The sequence below is a fragment of the Streptomyces klenkii genome (assembly GCF_003626645.1).
GTDB lineage: Bacteria > Actinomycetota > Actinomycetes > Streptomycetales > Streptomycetaceae > Streptomyces > Streptomyces klenkii.
The window spans coordinates 1-1,508 of sequence record NZ_RBAM01000070.1 but is presented as its reverse complement, the minus strand read 5'-3'; the positions used below and the strand labels follow the sequence as shown (position 1 = coordinate 1,508).

Sequence of the window (1,508 nt, the reverse complement as noted above, 5' to 3'; positions counted from 1 at the left end):
ATGAGGCCTTGCGAGCTGCGTTGCTTTCGTAAGAAGCGCAGCCCTACACCGGAATGCGAGTCGCATGTCTCACGCCACGATTCAGTCCCAACGCGCGCACCCTACTGCGTGAGCCGACGAGCTAGTAAAGGTCTGCTTGCCTGCTGTCACCAATAGCCATGTCGGTCATCGTGCCCGACGCGTTGCCGTCAGCGTCCGTTTATCTCTCACAGTCTCGGGTGCTTGAGCTGGCGGTATTAGACCCGGTTGAGATGCTGGCCTCGAGTCGAGGCGGGGCCGCTCTGTCCGCCTTCGACCGCGGTGATGGTCAGGCCGAAGAGCATCTTGTTGAGCTCGTCGACGGTGATCGCGAGCTGAGCGGCGACATGGTGGGGCCGTACGCCGGTGGTTCGCAGCCCCTGGAAGACCTTGGCAAGGACCTGGGAGGTTTCGTGCCTGATGCCGACTGGTTCGGCTGGGCGGTATCCACGTTTGCTCAGCTCGGCGCAGGCGGAGCGGTACTGCCAGTCGGAGAGGAGGCCTAGGTCGTGCAGGCGGTAGGTCAGTGCCATAGCCGAGACCTTCCAGATCGTCTTGGCCTGGAGGATCTGATCGACGTGCGGGCTGCGGGGCATATGGCCTAGAACGCTGGAGGCCGGCATGAGGAAGGCGCTGGCGAAGTCGTTGGCCTGCTTTTCCGCAGCCGGGCCCGTGCACTGGCGGTCGTGGCCGTGCATGACAAGGTGCCCCAGCTCGTGGGCGGCATCAAAGCGGCTGCGCTCGCCGGTCTTGCTGGTGTTGAGGAACACGAACGGCACCGGCCCCTGCCACACGGCGAAGGCGTCGACCTCGGCGTAGTCGGGCGCGAGGGAGAAGACCCGCACGCCGTGGGCTTCCAGCAGATGGATCATGTTCGGGGCCGGTGCCGACCCCAGCCCCCAGCGCCTGCGGACCATTTCGGCGGCTGTCTCGGGGTCGGGCTTGCTGAGGGTTGGCACGTCCGGTGCGGGGAGCCGGAACCGGTCCTCGATCCACTCATGGAGTTGGACGGCGAGGCCTCCCGCGGCGCGGGCGGCTTCGAGGACCCTGGGCGGCGTCTTGCTGCGCGCGCGCCAGGAGATGCCCTCAGCGGGGAGTTCATCGATGTCGGGGCTGGAGAAGAAGGCGGACGGGAAGTCCAGCGTGGCCGCCAGCCGGGCGAGTGTGCCGGGCCGGGGTGTTGTCCGGCCGGTCTCGTAGTTGGACAGGCTTTGGAGGGAGACCCCCGCAGCCTCGGAGAGCTCCGCGAGGGTCATTCCCCGCCGTCTGCGGGCCAAAGCGATACGGGAGGGAGTGACCATGGTGAATCAGCCTCGTGCGGTCGACAGGGGGCGACGCCCGAGCGGGCCGGCGCCGCCCCTGAGCGGGATCAGCGGAAGTCGATCGGAATCTCGATCTCGCCGGGCCCCTCGTCGTCGTCGGGCATGGCGACGCCTTCCATCTCCAGAACCGGCAGCGGGATGCGGTCTTTCCACTCGACCACATAGCCC

General features: G+C 67.0%; 1 protein-coding gene. It reads right to left on the bottom strand.

What is annotated here, in order from left to right; translation table 11 throughout:
• Window positions 1–236: 236 nt before the first annotated feature.
• Entirely contained in the window at window positions 237–1,319 is a 1,083-nt protein-coding gene (locus D7231_RS34635; RefSeq protein ID WP_120760315.1) for a helix-turn-helix domain-containing protein, read from the bottom strand.
• Window positions 1,320–1,508: the final 189 nt, after the last annotated feature.

Coding starts and splice junctions, on each gene's coding strand:
- D7231_RS34635 (WP_120760315.1), bottom strand. CDS start 1,319: ATGGTCACTCCCTCCCGTATCGCTTTGGCCCGCAGACGGCGGGGAATG.